Source organism: Paracoccus alkenifer (assembly GCF_900108405.1).
GTDB classification, from domain to species: domain Bacteria; phylum Pseudomonadota; class Alphaproteobacteria; order Rhodobacterales; family Rhodobacteraceae; genus Paracoccus; species Paracoccus alkenifer.
Window position 1 is genome coordinate 820,349 of record NZ_FNXG01000001.1, and the last position, 15,194, is coordinate 835,542.

General features: G+C 69.8%; 13 protein-coding genes. 1 reads left to right on the forward strand and 12 read right to left on the reverse strand.

What is annotated here, in order from left to right; genetic code table 11:
- Positions 1-2: 2 nt before the first annotated feature.
- Positions 3-878, forward strand: coding sequence for a 3-hydroxyisobutyrate dehydrogenase (gene mmsB, locus BLW83_RS03910; protein ID WP_090845657.1), 876 nt, complete (start codon positions 3-5; stop codon positions 876-878).
- Positions 879-912: 34 nt separating this feature from the next.
- Here the strand turns inward: mmsB and recN are convergent, their stop codons facing one another.
- The 12 genes from recN to BLW83_RS03970 form a co-directional block, all read right to left on the reverse strand.
- Positions 913-2,592 (reverse strand): DNA repair protein RecN, encoded by a 1,680-nt coding sequence (recN, locus tag BLW83_RS03915; protein ID WP_090845659.1) that lies wholly within the window; start codon positions 2,590-2,592, stop codon positions 913-915.
- A 33-nt stretch (positions 2,593-2,625) separates the two neighbouring features.
- The gene (locus BLW83_RS03920) at positions 2,626-3,474 is read right to left on the reverse strand and encodes an outer membrane protein assembly factor BamD (RefSeq protein ID WP_090845661.1); all 849 of its coding nucleotides are present in this window, start codon (positions 3,472-3,474) and stop codon (positions 2,626-2,628) included.
- 153 nt (positions 3,475-3,627) lie between these two features.
- Positions 3,628-4,569 (reverse strand): UDP-3-O-acyl-N-acetylglucosamine deacetylase, encoded by a 942-nt coding sequence (lpxC, locus tag BLW83_RS03925; protein ID WP_090845663.1) that lies wholly within the window; start codon positions 4,567-4,569, stop codon positions 3,628-3,630.
- 234 nt (positions 4,570-4,803) lie between these two features.
- Positions 4,804-6,432: a cell division protein FtsZ gene (gene ftsZ / locus BLW83_RS03930; RefSeq protein ID WP_090845665.1), complete on the reverse strand. Its 1,629-nt coding sequence runs from the start codon at positions 6,430-6,432 to the stop codon at positions 4,804-4,806.
- Positions 6,433-6,632: 200 nt separating this feature from the next.
- Entirely contained in the window at positions 6,633-7,970 is a 1,338-nt protein-coding gene (ftsA, locus tag BLW83_RS03935) for a cell division protein FtsA (RefSeq protein ID WP_090845667.1), read from the reverse strand.
- A 25-nt stretch (positions 7,971-7,995) separates the two neighbouring features.
- Positions 7,996-9,024 carry a cell division protein FtsQ/DivIB gene (locus tag BLW83_RS03940; protein WP_245728606.1) on the reverse strand — a complete coding sequence of 343 codons (1,029 nt, stop codon included), beginning with the start codon at positions 9,022-9,024 and terminating at the stop codon, positions 7,996-7,998.
- Complete coding sequence (locus tag BLW83_RS03945; RefSeq protein ID WP_245728607.1) at positions 9,012-9,899, reverse strand: D-alanine--D-alanine ligase; 888 nt, start codon at positions 9,897-9,899, stop codon at positions 9,012-9,014. Before BLW83_RS03945 ends, BLW83_RS03940 begins: the two co-directional genes overlap by 13 nt.
- A 209-nt stretch (positions 9,900-10,108) precedes the next feature.
- The gene (murB, locus tag BLW83_RS03950; protein WP_090845969.1) at positions 10,109-11,038 is read right to left on the reverse strand and encodes a UDP-N-acetylmuramate dehydrogenase; all 930 of its coding nucleotides are present in this window, start codon (positions 11,036-11,038) and stop codon (positions 10,109-10,111) included.
- A 122-nt stretch (positions 11,039-11,160) separates the two neighbouring features.
- The gene (locus BLW83_RS03955; RefSeq protein ID WP_090845673.1) at positions 11,161-11,439 is read right to left on the reverse strand and encodes a hypothetical protein; all 279 of its coding nucleotides are present in this window, start codon (positions 11,437-11,439) and stop codon (positions 11,161-11,163) included.
- 1 nt (position 11,440) lies between these two features.
- Positions 11,441-12,865, reverse strand: coding sequence for a UDP-N-acetylmuramate--L-alanine ligase (murC, locus tag BLW83_RS03960; protein ID WP_090845675.1), 1,425 nt, complete (start codon positions 12,863-12,865; stop codon positions 11,441-11,443).
- Positions 12,862-13,950 carry an undecaprenyldiphospho-muramoylpentapeptide beta-N-acetylglucosaminyltransferase gene (gene murG / locus BLW83_RS03965; protein ID WP_090845677.1) on the reverse strand — a complete coding sequence of 363 codons (1,089 nt, stop codon included), beginning with the start codon at positions 13,948-13,950 and terminating at the stop codon, positions 12,862-12,864. Before murG ends, murC begins: the two co-directional genes overlap by 4 nt.
- Complete coding sequence (locus BLW83_RS03970) at positions 13,947-15,113, reverse strand: peptidoglycan glycosyltransferase FtsW (protein WP_090845679.1); 1,167 nt, start codon at positions 15,111-15,113, stop codon at positions 13,947-13,949. Before BLW83_RS03970 ends, murG begins: the two co-directional genes overlap by 4 nt.
- Positions 15,114-15,194 lie beyond the last annotated feature (81 nt).

Genomic DNA, 15,194 nt, shown 5'->3' on the forward strand with positions numbered 1-15,194 from the left:
ACATGAAGATCGGATTCATCGGCCTGGGCAACATGGGTGGCCCGATGGCCCGCAACCTGGCCGCCGCCGGGCATCAGGTCGCAGGCTTTGACCTGGCGGCCCCGCAGATCGAGGGCGTGACCCCCGCCGCCAGCGCCGCCGAGGCCGCAGCCGGCGCCGAGGTCGTCATCACCATGCTGCCCAACGGGCAGATCCTGCGCGCCGTCGCGGCCGAGGTGATCCCGGCCATGGCTGCGGGCGCGGTGCTGTGCGACTGTTCGACTGTCGATGTGGACAGCGCCCGCGCGGTTGCCGAACAGGCGGTCGCGGCCGGGCTGGGGGCGCTGGACGCGCCGGTCTCGGGCGGGGTCGGCGGCGCGGCCGGCGGCACCCTGACCTTTATGGTCGGCGGCTCGGACGCGGCTTTCGCCACGGTCAGCCCGCTGTTCGACATCATGGGGCAAAAGGCCGTGCATTGCGGCGAATCCGGCGCGGGTCAGGCGGCGAAAATCTGCAACAACATGATCCTGGGCGTGACCATGATCGCTACCTGCGAGGCATTCGCGCTGGCCGACAAGCTGGGGCTGGACCGGCAAAAGATGTTCGACGTGGTGTCCACCTCGTCGGGCTACAGCTGGTCGATGAACGCCTATTGCCCGGCGCCGGGGGTGGGGCCGACCTCGCCCGCCGACAACGGCTACAAGCCCGGTTTCGCGGCCGAGCTGATGCTGAAAGACCTGCGGCTGTCGCAGCAGGCCGCGGAAAGCGCCGATGCCGACACGCCCATGGGGCAGCTGGCCGCCGCGCTTTACACCGAGTTTGTCGAGAATGAGGACGGCCGCGGGCAGGATTTCTCGGCCATGCTGCCGCGGCTGTCGGCGCGCGGCCGCAAGGGCTGACACGGGGCTGACACATCGCCGGGCGGCGCGGGCGTTAGTCCTGCCGCCCGGCCGCCAGCAAGGCCTCGGCCGCCGCCCGCGCGGCCGGGGTGATTTCCTCGCCCGCGAGCATCCGGGCCAGCTCCTCGACCCGTTCGCCCGCATCCAGCGCAGTCACGCGCGAGGTGGTCATCCCGTCCGCCACCGATTTGGCGACGCGGAAATGCTGCTGGCCAAGCGCCGCGACCTGCGGCGAATGGGTGACGACCAGCACCTGCGCGCCGCCTGCCAGCCGTGCCAGCCGCCGGCCCACCGCATCGGCGGTGGCCCCGCCGACGCCGCGGTCGATTTCGTCAAAGATCATCACCAGCGGCTCGCCCCCACGCGCAAGACAAACCTTGAGCGCCAGCAAAAACCGCGACAGCTCGCCGCCTGATGCGATGCGGTCCAGCGGCCCGGACGGCGCCCCGGGGTTGGTCGCGACGGTGAAGCTGACCACATCGCGCCCCTCGGGGCCGGGCTCGCCGTCGCTGATGCGGGTCTGGAACACCGCGCGCTCCATCTTCAGCGGCGCCAGTTCGGCCGCCATCGCGGCATCGAGCCGCTTGGCCGCCGCGCGTCGGGCTACGCCCAATGCGTCAGCCGCCGCACCATAGGCGGCATCAGCATCCGCCACGGCGCGTTGCAGATCGCCCAGCCGCGCCTCGCCCGCGTCCAGCGCCGACAGCCGCGCCGACAGATCACCGGCCAGCGTGGCAAGATCGTCGGGCAGCACGTCGTGCTTGCGGGCCAGCGCGCGCAGGGCGAACAGCCGTTCCTCGGTCGCGTCCAGCGTGGCGGGGTCGAACTCCATCGCGGCCAGCGCGTCCTCGATGGCGCGCGTGGCCTCGCCCAGCTCGATCGAGGCGCGCGACAGCGCCGCCAGCGGCTCGTCCAGCCCTTCGGCGGAATTGTCGCCCATCTTGTCCGCGGCGCCTTCCAGCCAGCGCGCAGCCTCGACGATCAGCCCCTCGGCGCCGGGCTGCGAGGGCTCGCCCGCCAGCATCTGCAAGGCGCGGGCCACGTCGCCGCGCACCCGCTCGGCCGCCTGCATCCCGCGCCGCGCGATGTCGAGCGTTTCTTCCTCGCCGGGCTGCGGGTCCAGCTTTTCCAGCTCGGCCACGGCGTGGCGCAGGAAATCTTCCTCTGCGCGGGCTGCCTCCAGCGCGGCCTCGGCGTCGGCCAGCGCCGCTGCGGCCTGTCGGCGCTGGCCCCATGCGGCGCGCAGCGGGGCAAGGTCCAGCCCGCCGAACGCATCCAGCAGCTGCCGGTGCCCGCGGGGGTTCAAAAGCCCGCGGTCGTCATGCTGGCCGTGCAGTTCTACCAGCGCATCCGACAGCGCCCGCAGCACCTCGCCAGAGACGCGGCGGTCGTTGACCCAGCCGGTCTTGCGCCCGTCGGTGGCGTTCACGCGGCGCAGGATCAGCTCGTCCCCGGCCTCGATCCCGGCATCATCCAGAACCGCCCGCGCGGGGTGGTCGGCGGGCAGGTCGAACACCGCCGTCACCTCGCCCTGCGCGGCACCGGCGCGCACCAGCTCGGCCCGGCCGCGCCAGCCCAGCACGAAACCCAGACAATCCAGCAGGATCGACTTGCCCGCGCCGGTTTCCCCGGTCAGCACGTTCAGCCCGGGGGCAAAATCCAGCGACAGCCGGTCGATCAGCAGCATGTCGCGTATGTCCAGCGTCCGAAGCATCCGCGCCCTCGCCCAGTCGCACCCGGCCTGCGGCTAGAGCCACTTGCCCTGAATGACCTGCCGATAAACCTGCGTCAGCCAGCTGTCGCCCTTGGCCGTCGCCTCAAGCCCGCGGCCGCGCAGCTGCGCATAGGCGTCCTGATAGAACGGCGAGGACCGGAAGTTGTGGCCCAGAATCGCGCCCGCGGTCTGCGCCTCGTCGGTCAGCCCCAGCGCCAGATAGGCCTCGGTCAGCCGCATCAGCGCCTCGGGGGTGTGGGTGGTGGTCTGGAATTCCTCGACCACCACGCGAAAGCGGTTGATCGCGGCGGTGTAATGGCCGCGCTTGAGGTAATAGCGCCCGATCTCCATTTCCTTGGCCGCCAGATGGTCAAAGGCCAGGTCGAATTTCAGCACCGACGAGCGGGCGTATTCGGTGTCGGGATAGCGTTCGATCACGTCGCGCAGGCCCTGCAACGCCTGGAATGTCAGGCCCTGATCGCGGCCGATGTCGTCGATCTGGTCGTAATAGGACAGCGCCAGCAGATATTGCGCATAGGCCGCGTCCTCGTCGCCCGGATAATTGTCCAGGAAACGCTGGGCGGCGCCGCGCGCCTCTTCGTATTGGCGGGCGCGGTGATAGGAATAGGCCTGCATGATCAGCGCGCGCTTGGCCCATTCCGAATAGGGATAGAGCCGCTCGACCTCGCTGAAATAATGGACGGCATCCTTGGGCTTGCGCTCGTTTTCCAGCGCGTATTCGCCGCGCTTGTAGATCTCTTCGGCGGTGAAATTGTCCAGCGCCTCGCCCTTGCTGGCCGGGGTGCCCCCCCCGCCGCAGGCCGCAAGCGAAAGGGACACCGCGACTGCCATGAGCACGAGGCGCGTCTTGCTGAATGCCATGTTCGTTCTGTCCGTCCCGTCGAGATGCGGCCCTGTCGCCCGCGCAAAGCTGGCGACAGGCCCTCGTATCACACAACATGGAGGCGCGCAAAAGGGCAAGTCGCAGTGAAAGTCCCGCGTCGGACGGTGCCGGCGCGGGACGGTCAAGGCGGGCTAAGCCACGGCGCAGGCGCGCGATTCGGTCTTGGCGGGGGCGGGTTCATGACCCTGCACCCCGGCGCCCAGCATCCGGCCCTGCGCCTCGGGCGACAGCACGGTCCATTCCCAGGCGCCCCGGGTCGCAAACAGCTTGCGCAGCAGGCGGTTGGTCATCGCGTGGCCGGCGCGGTTGCCGGTATAGCGCGCCAGCAGCGGTGCGCCGGCCAGCGCCAGGTCGCCCACCGCATCCAGCATCTTGTGGCGCACGGGTTCATCGCGGTGGCGCAGCCCGCCGGGCGACAGCACCCGGTCGCCGTCCACCACCACGGCGTTGAAATAGGTGCCGCCCAGCGCCAGCCCGCTGGCCTGCATCGAATCGACATCGGCCTGCCGGCAGAAGGTGCGCGAATCCATCAGCTCGCGGACAAAGGCGCCGTTGGCCAGGTCCAGCCGCTTTTCCTGCCGGCCGATGGCTGCGTCGGTAAAGTCGATGGCGAATTCCATGCCGAAGCGTTCGGCCGGGTCCAGCCGCGCAAAGCCCTCGCCCTGGCGCACCTCGACCGGGCGCAGCACGCGGATCGCGCGCAGCGGCTCGGGCGATAACCGCAGCCCCGCTTGCAGGATCCCCTGCACAAAGGGCGCGGCCGAGCCGTCCAGAATCGGAACCTCGGGGCCGTCGATGTCGATCAGTGCGTTATGCACGCCGGTGCCGGCCAGCGCCGCCATCACATGTTCCACCGTGGACACGCTGGCCCCACCCTTGCCGCGCAGCAGGGTGCACAGCACCGACGGTTCGACATGATCCCACAGCGCCGGAATCCGCACGTCCCCAAGGTCGGTGCGGCGGAACACGATGCCATGCCCGGCCGGGGCCGGGTTGATGACCAGCCGCGCGGGTTTCCCCGAGTGGAGACCGACGCCCGTGAACCGGGCCGGGGTTGCAAGAGTGGCCTGCATAGTTCTGTCCATTCCTTCAACGGGATCAGTTGTCTGCATCCCGATGATCCTCAGTTAGGAAGCTGCCGCCCAACCCTCAATTAACGAATTATGACTCTTTGAAACATCCGCGGCCGGGGCCGTGCGGGAATGTAGGTTTTTACCTCTATCCCCTTCATCTGAAAGAGAAAGGGGCCGCAACAGCGGCCCCTTGGGGTTGTGATCACGGTCACGGTCAAGTGACGGCCTGCGGCCTCAGTTTGCCTGTCGGCGCAGAAAGGCCGGGATCTCGACATTGTCCTGCGCCGCGTCGGGCGAGGCGAGATTGTCGAAATCGGTTTCGGCCTGCCGCGCGCGGGCCATGCGGTCGCTGACCCGTTCGGCGATGGTTTCCGGGCGCGGCGGCTCGGCCTCGGTCGAGGCACCGGCAACCCGGTTCAGCATCCGGCCCAGCCCCGACATGCGGCCCTGCGCGGACGGCGCTTCGGCAGCGGCCGGACGACGCGGGGCGGACAGGCCCTCGCGCGCGGGTTCACGGTTGATCGCACGGTCCAGACGCTCGCGCACGGCCTGGCCCGGCTCGCCGCGCGGGGCCTGCGGGCGGGTCGGGGCGGTGAACTCGCTGGCCGGATCGCTCAGCCGTTGGTCGATGCTGCGCGTGTCCAGCGCGGCGCGCGGGGGCTGGCGCTCGGCCATCGGCTCGGGCGCGCGCTCGGCTGCGGGGCGATAGGCCGGTTCGGGCAGGTCTTCGGCAACCGGGGCCGGGCGCGCGGCGGGGCTTTCCATGACCGGAGTGCGACGCGGCGGCACGTCGTGGTCCTCGGGCGCGGACGCAACGGCGGGGGCGCGACCCATGGTCGGGTTCTGGGTCAGGGGTTCCTTCATGCCGCGGCGCGGGGCCGGAGCTTCGGCCGCAGCCGCCGAATCGATACCGGTGGCCACAACCGAGACGCGCACCGCGCCCTGCATGTTGGGATCCAGCGTCGAGCCGACGATGATGTTGGCGTCGGGATCGACCTTTTCGCGGATCTTCTCGGCAGCCTCGTCCATCTCGAACAGGGTCAGGTCGTCGCCGCCGGTGATGTTGATCAGCACGCCCTTGGCGCCGTGCAGGCTGATTTCGTCCAGCAGCGGGTTGGCGATGGCCTTTTCGGCGGCCTCGACCGCGCGGTTTTCGCCGGTCGCCTCGCCGGCGCCCATCATCGCCTTGCCCATCTCGTCCATCACCGCGCGCACGTCGGCAAAGTCGAGGTTGATCAGGCCGGGGCGCACCATCAGGTCGGTCACGCCCTTGACGCCCTGATACAGAACGTCGTCGGCCATGGCGAAGGCTTCGGTGAAGGTGGTCTTTTCGTTGGCGATCCGGAACAGGTTCTGGTTCGGGATGATGATGAGGGTATCGACGACCTTTTGCAGGGTCTCGACCCCTTCATCGGCCTGCCGCATCCGCTTCGATCCCTCGAACTGGAACGGCTTGGTCACCACGCCGACGGTCAGGATGCCCATTTCACGGGCGGCCTGCGCGATGATCGGGGCCGCGCCGGTGCCGGTGCCGCCGCCCATTCCGGCGGTGATGAAGCACATATGCGCGCCCATCAGGTGATCGACGATGTCCTCGATCGTTTCCTCGGCGGCCTGCGCGCCGATGGCGGGCTTGGCGCCGGCGCCCAGACCTTCGGTCACATTGGGGCCCAGCTGGACGCGGCTTTCGGCATGGCTTTGCGACAGCGCCTGAGCGTCGGTGTTGGCGACGACAAAGGTCACGCCGTCCAGCTGTTTTTCGATCATGTTGTTGACGGCGTTGCCCCCCGCGCCGCCGACGCCAAAGACGGTGATCCGCGGGCGCAGTTCTTCGTCGTCGTTCATCATCAGGTTGAGATTCATCGCCGCCTGCCCTTTTCGTGTTTCCTGCCGGGTCGTGGGCGCCCGGTCGATTCCCCTGTGCTGCCTGCGCAGGGTAACAGATTCCGCCCGGTCGTCACTTCCGAATCAGCACATATCCACAAGATATGGGCCATCAAATGCGCCTTCTGGCGGTATATCGCCTATCGCGCAAGCTGTGGTGGGCGCCTGCGCAATCATGTTCACCAGTTGTTGCGGAACCACCGATACGCCCGGCGCAGGCCCACAACCCCCGCCCGTTCGACCGGCATCTCGAAATCCCACCATTCGTCCTGCGGGTTGGCTGCATGCAGCGCCAGCCCGACCGTCGCCGCGTGGCACGGCGCGGTATGCTGCTGGGCCAGCCCGTGGATGCGCAGCGGTCGCCCGATGCGCACATTCTGCCCCAGGATCCGCATGGCCAGCCCGTCCAGCCCCGGAATCTGGCTGGCGCCACCCGTCAGCACCACCTGCCGCGACGGCATCTGGTCGAAACCCGCCACCTCCAGCACCTCGCGCACCCCGTCGAGGATTTCCTCGACCCGCGGGCGCATGATGCCGATCAGGTCGGCGCGGCTGACGGTGCGGCGCTCGCCGTCCCAGTGCTCGTCGCGCTCGGGCGTCACGTCGATCATCTCGCGGTCGTCGCGATTGGTGGCCTCAAGCCCGCCGTGGCGGGTCTTGAGCCACTCGGCCGTCGCCAGGGGCACCCGCAGACCGGCGCTGATGTCGCGGGTCACCAGATCGCCGCCCATCCGCACTGCATCCGCAAACAGCATGTGCTTTTTCAAGAACAGCGACACCCCGGTGACCCCGCCGCCCATGTCCACGCAGGCCGCGCCCAGTTCCTGTTCGTCCTCGACCAGTGCCGCCCGTCCCGCCGCATAGGCGGCCGAGCCGACCCCGGCCAGTTCCAGATCGCAGCGCTGCACGCATTGCACCAGATTCGAGGCCGCAAAGCCGTCGATGGTCAGCACATGCATGTCGACCGCCAGCCGGTCGCCCACGATGTCGCGCGGGTCGGACAGGCCGGACCGCGCATCGACGGCGAAATTCACCGGCTGCGCATGCAGCACGTCGCGATTGCGGCCGAAATCGGGCACCTCGCAAGCGGCCAGCGCCGCGGCCACGTCCTCTTCGGTGACCTTGCCGGACCGCAGCGCGATTTCCCCCGCCAGCCCGTAGGACGCAGGGCGCGCGCCGGAAATCGTGGCGATGACGTGATCGACGCGGACACCCGCCTGTTTCTGCGCACCCTGCACCGCGTGGCGCACGCAGTGCTCTGTCTCGGCCATGGTCTCGATCTCGCCATAGCGGACGCCGCGCGACTGGGTGGTGAACTGGCCGATCACCCGGAACGAGGACTGCCCGGCCATCGGCCCCACCCCGTCGGATTCGCGGAACTGGCCGGGACCGTCGAATTGCAGCACGATGCAGGTGACTTTCGAGGTGCCGATATCCAGCACCGCCAGCACACCGCGGGCCATCGCGGCGCGGCGCGCCTGCCGCATCGCCCGTTGAGCTTCGTAAAGATCGCGCATCCCTTGCCCCCCGTTTCCTGTCGCCCTAGCCGCCCCGGCGGGCCGCATTGCCGGCCGCGGCGGTCTTGGCGCCGCCCTCTTCCGGCTCGATCAGATTTCCGTCCGCGTCGATTTCCGGCAGCCCGGCCGCGCGGCGCAGGGTGTTCTGCGCGGCCAGCCCCATGCGCAGCACCGGCCGCGAGGGGTCGCGCAGGTCGATCACGGTCACGTCGCGCGCCAGCAGCGCGTCCTCGCGGTCCATCGCCAGCGCCCGGCGCAGCGCCGGCAGCGGGCGTTCGGTCGGCAGCATGATGCGCTGGCCGCGGTCCAGCACCACGTCCCAGCGCCGCTCACCCACCCGTTCCAGCCCGCGCAGCCGCGGCAGGATCGGGCCGGCGGCGTCGATCAGGGCCAGCGCCTCGCCCGTATGGCGGGCCGCGCCCTCGCCCGCGATCAGCGGCAGGTCGCGGCGCACCTCGCGCGAGGTGACCGAGGCGACCCGGTGCCCCTGCGCATCCAGCAGGTCCAGCCCGCGGGCATGGCGCCACAAGATCGCGGGCTCACGCTCGACCACCACGGCGGACAGGATCCCGCCGGGACGGATGCGGAATTCGACCTTTTCGATGGCGTCCAGCCGCTCGACCGCCTGGCGCAGGTCGCGCAGCTCGATGTCGAAACTCGACGCCGGCAAGTTCACCGGCAGCATGGCGCGCAGCGCGCGGTCCACGGCGGGCGAGGCGCCCTCGATCTCCATCTTGCGCACCATGAAAGCCTCGCGCGACTGGATGTTCTCGACCAGCGCCGCGACGCCGCCGGTCAGGTTGGCGCGGCGGGTTTCATCCGACAGCCACAGCCCGGTGACGGCCGCAACCAGCAGCAGCGGCAGGCCGATGCGCAAGAGCCGCCGATAGAACGGGGTCAGCCACAGCCGGTTCAGCCGATAGGCCAGCCGCGACGGCCCCGGCTCGCGCCGCGCGGTGCGGGCGGCGGGCGGCGGGCGGGCACCGGGGCGGCGCGCGGGTGCAGGCGGGGCCGCGGCGCTGAAGGCGGCGGTCAGATGCTTCAATCCCGACACAGCGCGTCCTCGACCATCCAGCGGCACAGTTCGGGAAAGGTGATGCCCAGCTGCCGGGCCTGTTCGGGCGACAGCGAGGTCGGGGTCATCCCCGGCTGGGTGTTGGTTTCCAGCAGCACCAGCCCGTCCAGCCCCCGCGATTCGTCCCAGCGAAAATCGGTGCGCGACAGCCCGGCGCAGCCCAGCGCCCGATGCGCGCGCACGGCGTAGTCAAGGCAGGCGGCCGTGATCTCGGCCGGGATCTCGGCCGGGATGATGTGGCGCGAGCCGCCGACGGTGTATTTCGCGGCGTAATCATACCAGTCTTCGGTGACGATCTCGGTCACCCCCAGCGCCCGGTCGCCCATGACCGAGGTGGTCAGCTCGCGCCCCGGCGCATAGGTTTCCACCATCACCTGCGCGGGCATGTCGTCCGAAAGCGCAGGCGGCGCGTCGCCCGGATGCACGATATAGACCCCGACGGACGAGCCTTCGTCGTTGGGCTTGACCACATAGGGCGGCGGCAGCACATGGCGCGCGCGCACCTCGGCCGCGTCGGCGATCACGCTGTCGACCACCGGCAGCCCGGCTTCGCGATAGACCTGCTTGGTGCGGGTCTTGTCCATGGCCAGCGCCGAGGACAGCACCCCCGAATGCGTATAGCGATAGCCCAGCCATTCCAGCAGGCCCTGGACGCGGCCGTCCTCGCCCATGCGGCCGTGCAGGGCGTTGAACACGACATCGGGGCGCGCCTCGGCCAGGCGCGCCGGCAGCGTTGCCGATTCGTCCGGGCCAAGAGCAATCTCGACCACCTGAAACCCTGCCACCCGCAGCGCATCCGCGCATTCGCGCCCCGACGACAGCGACACCTCGCGTTCTGCCGAGGGGCCGCCCATCAGGACCGCTACGGTGTGGGCTGTCCTGCTCGACCTGCCCGCCACATCTGCCTTTCGCCCGGTTGGCCGGGCTGTGTTCATGGGCGCACGTTCACGCCCCGGTTGCGGCACCTTTGCGGCACCTTGCCGGGAATCATACGGGCAAAGCGGCGGGGCGTGAAGGGGGTTTCTGCGATGTCGCGCGCAACTTTGCGGCGAACGTCGGCCGGCTACGGGTCAGGCAGCGGGTCGCCGATGCGCACGACCTCCCACAACAGCTCATGGCCCGAGGTTTCGCGCACCCGGGCGCGCACCAGTTCGCCCAGCGATTCAAGGTCGGCGGCGGTGGCGGTGCCGGTGTTGATCAGGAAATTGGGGTGTTTTTCGCTCATCTGCGCGCCGCCAAGCCGGTGGCCGCGCAGCCCGGCATCCTCGATCAGCTTCCACGCCTTCAGCTCGTGGCTGTCATCCTCGCGCCCGGTCGAGCTGAAGCCGGCGGGGTTGCGAAAGGTCGAGCCGGCGCTGCGCTCGCGGGTGGGCTGGGTGGCGTCGCGGCGTGCAAGCTGGTCCTCCATCCGGGCGGCAAGCGCCTGGGGGTCGCCGGGATCGGCGCGGAAGATGGCGCGGGTCAGCACCCAGCCCGGTGGCAGGGTCGAGGAACGATAGCCCAGTTGCAGATCGGCCGCGGGCAGGGTCACGGCGCGGCCGTCGCGGGTGATCGCCTGAACCTCGACCAGATGATCGGCGACATAGGTGCCATAGCAGCCGGCGTTCATGCGCACGGCGCCGCCGATGCTGCCGGGGATGGTGCGCAGAAAGGTCAGGTCCAGCCCCGACTCGGCCGCGCGGCGCGCGACATGGGCGTCCAGCGCCGCGGCCCCGGCGATCACCCGGTCGCCGTCGCATTCGATGCTGTTGAAGCCCCGGCCCAGCCGGATCACCACCCCGCGGATGCCGCCGTCCCGCACGATCAGGTTCGAGCCGACACCCATCGGGAACACCGGGACGCCGGGGGCGAGTTCGCGCAGAAACAGCGCCAGGTCGTCGGGATCGGCGGGTTGATACAGCCAGTCCGCCGGGCCGCCCACCCGCAGCCAGGTCAGATCGGCAAGCGAGCGGGTTTGCGTCAGCGTGCCGCGCAGGTCGGGAATTGTGTTCATGGCTGTCTTTTGCACATATCTGCGGGGGCGGGCCAGATGGCGCGGCTGCGACCGGGGGTTTTCCACCCCCGGACCCCCGGAGGATATTTCCAACCGCCCGAAGCCCTTGGCCCCGCAGGGCGTCAGCGGCGGCGGTTGGCCTCCCAAAAGCCGAAGACGGCGCCCAGGATCAGCGACACGATGCCCGGCACGATCACGAAAAAGATCATGCCGGCGCGGCGGACCTGCGAATCTCCGGTCAGGACGTCGCGGGTGATGATCCAGCTGGGGACGGCGATTATGGCAAGCAGCGCCAGCGCGCCCAACAGCCCGGCCAGCCCAAAGCGACGGCCGGCCAGCCATGCGGCAAGCCCCGGCAAGGTGACGGCGATTGCGGCGATCAGTGCAAATTCCTGCGGCATTTCACGCAGCCCTTTCGGTCAGACGTTCCGGCAGGGCATTGGCCCAGGCCGAGATCGTGCCCGCACCAAGGCAGACCACCATGTCGCCCGGCCGCGCCTGTTCGCGCACCAGCCGTTCAAGATCGCCCTCGTCCATCACCGCGCGGGCGTGGCGGTGGCCATGCGCGATCAGCCCGGCCACCAGATCGTCGCGTTCGGCGCCGGGGATCGGGTCTTCGCCCGCGCCGTAGACCTCGGCGATGGCGACCACGTCGGCCTCGTTGAAGCAGGTGCAGAAATCGTCGAAAAGCGAGGCGAGCCGCGAATAGCGGTGCGGCTGGTGGACGGCGATCACCCGCCCCCTGGTCGCCTGCCGCGCGGCTTTCAGCACGGCGGCGATTTCCACCGGGTGGTGGCCGTAATCGTCGATAATGGTGATGCCGCCGACCTCGCCCACCTTGGTAAAGCGACGCCCGACCCCGGCGAATCCGGCCAGCGCCTCGCGGATCTGGGCCTGTTTCATCCCCAGATGCCGGGCCACCGCGACGGCAGCCAGCGCGTTCGAGACATTGTGGTCGCCCGGCATCGGCAGGGTGCAGCCCTCGATCACCGGAAACTCGCCGTCCTCGGCCCGTTCGCCCTGCAATGCCACGTCGAAATGCGCGATGCCGTTCTCATACCGCAGGTTGACCGCGCGCACATCCGCCTGCGCGTTGAAGCCAAAGGTGACGACGCGGCGGTCGGTCAGGCGGCCGACCAGCCCCTGCACCTCGGGGTGGTCGGTGCAGCAGACCGCCAGCCCGTAAAACGGGATGTTCGACACGAAATCGGTGAAGCCCTTGCGCAGCGCGTCGAAATTGCCCCAGTGCTCCATATGCTCGGGGTCGATGTTGGTCACGATGGCGATGTCGGCGGGCAGGCGGTTGAAGCTGCCGTCGGATTCGTCGGCCTCGACCACCATCCATTCGCCGGCGCCCGCGCGCGCGTTCGAGCCGTAAGCGTGGATCACGCCGCCGTTGATGACCGTCGGGTCCAGCCCACCCGCGTCCAGCAGCGTCGCCACCATGGTGGTGGTCGTGGTCTTGCCGTGGGTGCCGGCGATGGCGATGTTCGATTTCAGTCGCATCAGCTCGGCCAGCATCTCGGCCCGGCGCACGACGGGCAGGCCGCGGCGGCGCGCCTCTTCCAGCTCGGGATTGCCGGGGCGGATCGCGGTCGAGATCACCACCACCCCGGCCTCGCCCAGATTTTCGGGGCGCTGGCCCTCGAACACGGTGGCGCCCAGCCGCTCCAGCCGGTCGGTGATCTTGGAGCGTTTCGCGTCCGACCCCTGCACGCTGTAGCCCAGCGTCAGCAGCACCTCGGCGATGCCGGACATCCCGATGCCGCCGATGCCGACGAAATGGATCGGGCCGAGTTCTCCGGGAAGTTTGGTGGCTGCGTTCATGGGCTGAGTTCCGTCACAAGGTCATGCAGTCGGGCCGCCGCATCGGGGCGACCCAGCGAAAGCGCGGCCTGGGCCATGGTGCAGGCGCGCTGGCTGTCCGTCAGGATCGCCCGCAGATCGCGCGTCAGGCTTTCGGTGTCCAGCACCGATTCCGGCAAAAGCACCGCTGCGCCGGATTCCGCCAATGCGCGGGCGTTGGCCGACTGGTGGTTCCCGGCGGCCGAAGGGTAAGGGATGAGGATCGCCGGCCGCCCGATCACCGTCAGATCCGCCAGCGACGAGGCGCCGGCCCGGCTGACCACCAGCTGCGCGCGGGCCATGCGTTCGGGGACATCGGCGAAAAAGGGCTGCACCTCGGCCGTGATGCCGGCATCGGCATAGGCGCGGGTGACGCGGTCGGCGTCCTCGGCGCGGGCCTGATGGCTGACGGTCAGCCGCGCGCGCAGGTCCGGCGGCAGGGCGGCAACGGCGGCGGGCACCACGTCGGACAGGCGGCGCGCGCCCTGGCTGCCGCCGATCACCAGCAGATGCAGCGGGCCGTCGCCCGGCGGCTGATAGGGCGCGGCGGCATGGTCCAGCACCGCCTGACGCACGGGGTTGCCGACATGGGTGCCGCCGACCCCCTCGGGCAGCTCGGTCGGCCAGATGCCGCAGGCCACGCGGTCCACGCGGCGGGCAAAGATCCGGTTCACCCGCCCCATGATGCCGTTCTGTTCATGGATCATCCGCGGCACCCCCAGCAGCGAGGCCGCCCCCAGCGCCGGGATCGAGGGGTAGCCCCCGAAACCCACAACCACCGCGGGCCGGTCGCGGCGCATGGTCCGGACGGCGGCCGCCAGCCCCTGCCCGATGCGGAATGGCGCGGCAAGCTTGCCCAGCGCGCCGCCCCGCGCCGGCGTGGCCGAGCGCACGATCTCGCGCACCACCTGCGGCGGGAAACCCGCGGCATAGCGCGCGCCCCGGTCGTCGGTGGACAGCTTGACCCGCCAGCCCTCGGCCAGCAGCCGCTCGGCCAGCGCCTGCGCGGGAAACATGTGGCCGCCGGTGCCCCCGGCTGCGATCAGCGCCAGACGCCCCCCGCTCATCTGCCTGCCCGCCCCAGCACGTCGGACAGCACGTTCTGGGGGCGCGCGCGGGTCAGCGCCAGCAGCATCCCCAGCGTGATCCCCGAGGCGATCACCGACGAGCCGCCGTAGCTGACAAAGGGCAGCGTCATCCCCTTGGCCGGCAGCAGCCGCACCGCGACGCCCATGTTGATCAGCGCCTGCACGCCAAAGGCGCAGGCCAGCCCCACCCCGGCGATGCGGGCAAAGGGGTCGCGTTCCCCCACCAGCCGCAAGAGCGAGCGGATGACCACGGCTCCGTATAGCGCGATGATGGTCATCACCATGACAAAGCCGAACTCTTCGGCGGCGACGGCGATGATGAAATCGGTATGGGCGTCGGGCAGCGACCACTTTACCGTGCCCTCGCCCACGCCGACGCCGAAAAATCCGCCCTCTTGAATGGCGTTGGTAGCATAGCCGATCTGGGTGCGCGGATCGACCTCGGCCGACAGAAACCCGTTGATGCGGCGGGCGAAATGCTCGCTGTTGGCATAGGCGAACATGCCGCCAAGGCCCGCCAGCCCGATGGTGCCGGAAATCAGCACCACCGGCGCCCCGGCGACGAAGAACATCACCAGCCAGGCGAACAGCACGAGCGAGGCCTGGCCAAAGTCCGGCTGCATCGCCAAGAGCCCGATCACCACCGCGGCGACGAAAAAGGAATAGAGCCGCCCGGGCGGCCCGCCCACCGCCTGCGACGAGGCCATGAACCAGGCACACAGCGCGATGAACCCGGGCTTGAGGAACTCGGACGGCTGCACCGAGGCAAAGCCGAGGCTGAGCCAGCGCGTCGCCCCCTTGCCGAAATCGGTGCCGATGACCGGCAGCGCCAGCACCGCCAGGAACGCGCCGGCGAACAGCAGCACCCCCAGCCGGCGCACCATCTGCGGCGACAGCATGGAAATCACCAGCATCACCGCCAGCGCCACGCCACCGAACACCGCCTGCCGGGTGACGTAATAGAACGAGGGCAGGTTGTTGCGTTCCGCCAGCGGCACCGAGGCGGCAAGCCCCAGGAGCAGCCCCAGCGCGAACAGCGCCACCACGCAGCCCAGCGACCATTTGTCCACCGTGCGCCACCAGCGCGGAAGAATCGGATCGCCCACCCGCACGGGCGTGGCGCCAAAGACCATCTCGGTCATGGGTTCACCGCTGTCACTGCCTCTGCTCTGTGCCCGGTTTGGCCCGGGTCTGGGCGGCAGGATAGCGCGGATGCTCGGATG

What these genes read in the sequence shown, in the direction of transcription:
- murG (WP_090845677.1), bottom strand. Translation starts at nt 13,950, where the DNA reads ATGAGCGGGGGGCGTCTGGCGCTGATCGCAGCCGGGGGCACCGGCGGC.
- ftsZ (WP_090845665.1), bottom strand. Translation starts at nt 6,432, where the DNA reads ATGAATCTCAACCTGATGATGAACGACGACGAAGAACTGCGCCCGCGG.
- BLW83_RS03970 (WP_090845679.1), bottom strand. Translation starts at nt 15,113, where the DNA reads ATGACCGAGATGGTCTTTGGCGCCACGCCCGTGCGGGTGGGCGATCCG.
- lpxC (WP_090845663.1), bottom strand. Translation starts at nt 4,569, where the DNA reads ATGCAGGCCACTCTTGCAACCCCGGCCCGGTTCACGGGCGTCGGTCTC.
- BLW83_RS03955 (WP_090845673.1), bottom strand. Translation starts at nt 11,439, where the DNA reads ATGCCGCAGGAATTTGCACTGATCGCCGCAATCGCCGTCACCTTGCCG.
- recN (WP_090845659.1), bottom strand. Translation starts at nt 2,592, where the DNA reads ATGCTTCGGACGCTGGACATACGCGACATGCTGCTGATCGACCGGCTG.
- murC (WP_090845675.1), bottom strand. Translation starts at nt 12,865, where the DNA reads ATGAACGCAGCCACCAAACTTCCCGGAGAACTCGGCCCGATCCATTTC.
- mmsB (WP_090845657.1), top strand. Translation starts at nt 3, where the DNA reads ATGAAGATCGGATTCATCGGCCTGGGCAACATGGGTGGCCCGATGGCC.
- ftsA (WP_090845667.1), bottom strand. Translation starts at nt 7,970, where the DNA reads ATGCGCGATCTTTACGAAGCTCAACGGGCGATGCGGCAGGCGCGCCGC.
- BLW83_RS03920 (WP_090845661.1), bottom strand. Translation starts at nt 3,474, where the DNA reads ATGGCATTCAGCAAGACGCGCCTCGTGCTCATGGCAGTCGCGGTGTCC.
- murB (WP_090845969.1), bottom strand. Translation starts at nt 11,038, where the DNA reads ATGAACACAATTCCCGACCTGCGCGGCACGCTGACGCAAACCCGCTCG.
- BLW83_RS03945 (WP_245728607.1), bottom strand. Translation starts at nt 9,899, where the DNA reads ATGGGCGGCCCCTCGGCAGAACGCGAGGTGTCGCTGTCGTCGGGGCGC.